The organism is Syntrophorhabdaceae bacterium (genome assembly GCA_028713955.1).
Lineage (GTDB): Bacteria > Desulfobacterota > Syntrophorhabdia > Syntrophorhabdales > Syntrophorhabdaceae > UBA5609.
On the sequence record JAQTNJ010000312.1, the window covers coordinates 1 to 3,205 of the forward strand.

2 protein-coding genes are annotated in these 3,205 nt (G+C 50.6%); both read right to left on the minus strand.

The window, feature by feature from the left end; genetic code table 11:
* Positions 1–1,314, minus strand: a 1,314-nt coding sequence (locus PHU49_16270) for a PAS domain-containing protein (GenBank protein ID MDD5245566.1), incomplete at its 3' end; no start/stop codon positions are given.
* 262 nt (positions 1,315–1,576) lie between these two features.
* The coding region (locus PHU49_16275) for an arylsulfatase (GenBank protein MDD5245567.1) at positions 1,577–3,205 on the minus strand (1,629 nt) is incomplete at its 5' end.

A 3,205-nucleotide genomic window follows, 5' to 3' on the forward strand; every position in this document is an offset into this window, starting at 1 on the left:
CTTTGTGCAGCGGAACATCGCCAGCGTCTTCGGGTTGCAATCAATAAAGACCCCACCTTTGATAAGGAAGATCGCATCATTGGCATTCTCAAAAAGGGCCTGATATTTTGCCGAGCCGCGTTTTACAGCCTCGGCCGCGTTTTTTTGCGCCAGCGCATTGGCAACGATCTCGCCGACGATCTTCAGCAATGAAATAATGTTTTCAGACCAGGTCTTTTTCGAGCGTACGCTGTCAAACCCAAGAAATCCGATAAGAAGATTATTCGATATGACAGGGACCGTAACAAGGGATTGGATACCCTCCCGCATAAATTCCTCTTTTTCTGCCGCTGCCCCGGCAGGAAGTTGCGTCACGTCAGGAATGTGAATCGTTTCAAACCTCTTTATATTCTCAAAAAACCAGGGCAGGTCATCGGCCGTAATCCCCTGAAGCTTCTCCTGCTGGGACAATATCCCCGGAGCACACCACTCATGTGTATTGTCCAGCCGTGTCCCCTTTTCACTAAACTGGAAGACATAACTGCGGTCAACATCCGCAAACTGGCCTATCGCCTTCAGGACATCGTCGATGCCACAATCGGTCTCTTCGGCAGGAAGGCAGATAAAATTTGTCGACAGGTTCAGGATCAGCCGCAGCAACGTCTCATTTTTTTTCAGGGAATGCTCAGCCTGCCTGCGTTCGGCGATTTCACCCTCGAGCTGTTCCTTTACTTTCTCAAAACCCTCTGTACGTTCTTCCACGAGCAGCTCAAGGTTGTCGCGGTACTTTTTGATCTCCTCTTCGGCACGTTTTCGTTCTGTATTGTCTACAAAACTTTCAATGAGGTGCCTGCGGCCATTTATGACAATCGAATTCACCGTCTTGATAATAGGGATATTCCTCCCACCAGGGCCAAGGAGGAGGCGTTCCGAGTTGTCCACCGTCTGTCCTAGGTCAGTAATGGGACACCTGCCCATTTCCGCGGGACATACATGTTTGTGGCATGTAGTGCCGATAATCTCTTTCCTCGGAAGACCGATCATCTTCGCTGCCACCGTATTGACATCAACGATCATATGCCGCTCTGCGTCTACAAGGAGGATTCCGCTCTGGATCGATTCAAAGATTGTCCGCAGGCGCGTCTCGTCTTGCTTGACGGAGTCCATATCGTCTATGTACCTGCCTGCCAGATCTCTTAACTCTTTCAGCTTCTTACGGATCTCCGTGAGCTCTGCCGTGAGTTCTTTTTTAGTCTTCCGGCTGCCCTTCTTTTCACTTTTATCTTCAAGATTATTTGTTGCCTTAACTACACTGAGTATGCTGTCACGCACCATATATCTTCTTCACCATCTCGCAGCCTGTCCGGCTCAATTCACAGAAAAAGAACAACTGATCTGACTCCAACACATACAACTTCAACAACCCCCTCATGCTCAATATTGCGCAACCGCGATAACGCTTTATTGCGCTCCTGGCCATTTCTCCCTAACCAGTTAGCTTATCGGCACATTTTATTGGATGATTAAGAAAAAAACCGGGCAAAACCACTCTTCACCCCTTTTGGGAACAGGGCGAAGAGTGGTAAAGAACAGAATTTCAGGGTTTTTGAGGAACCGGCGACAGCGTTTTTGTGGTAACTTTGGGCGGATATTTCTGAAGCGTCGCAAGATGTTCCTTAAAATAACCGGTAAGGAATTCCACGTAGGGAAGCTTGCGTATAAGATAGCTGTGGTTCTCCTTTGGGTCTAAGTAGAGGTTGAACAACCTCCCGTAACTATACCTCATCATCTCGCCCGAGAAACCTCCGGGAGTGACGGTGTCCTGCACATTGTCGTTCTCAGCAGCCAACATGTATTTATACTCACCGATCCTTATTCCTGACGGGAACTGGTTGAGCCAGTAGTAGACTGCCTTACGATTAGATTCCCCCTTATCGGCAAGCAGGAATGACGTCTGGTCAATGCCGTCGATGAACCGGTCTTTTGGCATCTGGTCTTTCGCCCCTGCCAGGTTCAATGACGTGTTGAACAGGTCTGCGAGGTCAAAGAGACCATCGGATATACGGGCCGGTTTTATCATACCACGCCAGTAGACGATACCGGGAACGCGGACGCCTCCTTCCCAGGTCGACCCCTTTGCGCCGCGGAACGGCGTATATGCGCTGTCAGGCCATGTCTCCATTTCTGGCCCGTTGTCGGATGTAACAAAGATCAGCGTATTGTCGAGCTGACCTGTTTCTTCAAGGGTCTTGACGAGCCGGCCGAGGATATCATCAAGCTCGATCATGACATCTTTGTAGGGGTATTTTGCCGGTGACTTGCCTTTATATCTGTCGCTCGGGTAATTGTCAAAATGGCCGCCGCGCGTGCAGTGATAAAGGAAAAAAGGCTGGCTGCTTTTTGCCATCTTCTTGATAAACTCGACAGAGTAATCGGCCCATTTTTCATCCAGTTTCGATAGAACGGGAATGGTAATCTCCTCAATCTTTTCAACTTTGCCGCCCTTTTTCGCGTGGATGAGGTTCCTGTTCCATGGCAAGCCCTTTATCCATTCAGTACGTTCCTTGTTGTTGACTACTTCCGGGTAAAAGTAGGGGTCCCGCCATTCGGTATACATGTCGGATACGCTCATGAAACCATAGAAGTCATCAAAGCCCACGTTCTGGGGATGTGATTCCTCGTTCTCACCCATATGCCATTTCCCTACTGCCTGGGTGACATAGCCGGCCTTGCTCAGGATGCTGGCCATGGTGATCTCTCCACCCAGGCCGCCCTTTTCCCCGTACATGGGCGGGTGGAGGATGCCATGCCTGATCGGCAGTCTCCCGGTCATGATCGTTGCCCTCGTGGGAGAGCACGACGGCTGCGAATAGGTTGAGGTAAGCTGCAGGCCTTCACGGGCCAGGCGGTCCATGTTCGGTGTCGGGGCACCGGCCATATACCCGCCGCCATACACTCCAGGGTCACCCCAGCCTATATCATCCATGAGATAGATGAGGATATTCGGTCTCTTACCGGCTTTTTTCTGCAAGGCATCGATCTTCTTTTGTGCCTCCGCTGCCTGTTCAGGATGAGCGATGACGGGCTCCATGTTCGGAGCGATCCGGACGGTCTTCGGGACCAACGGGTCTTCTGCACATACCTTTGTTGCGCCCGAGACGATAATGGCAAGACCGAGCACAACGGACAATAGTACCGCGTTCATGGTGGCAATGGTTGTTTTGGT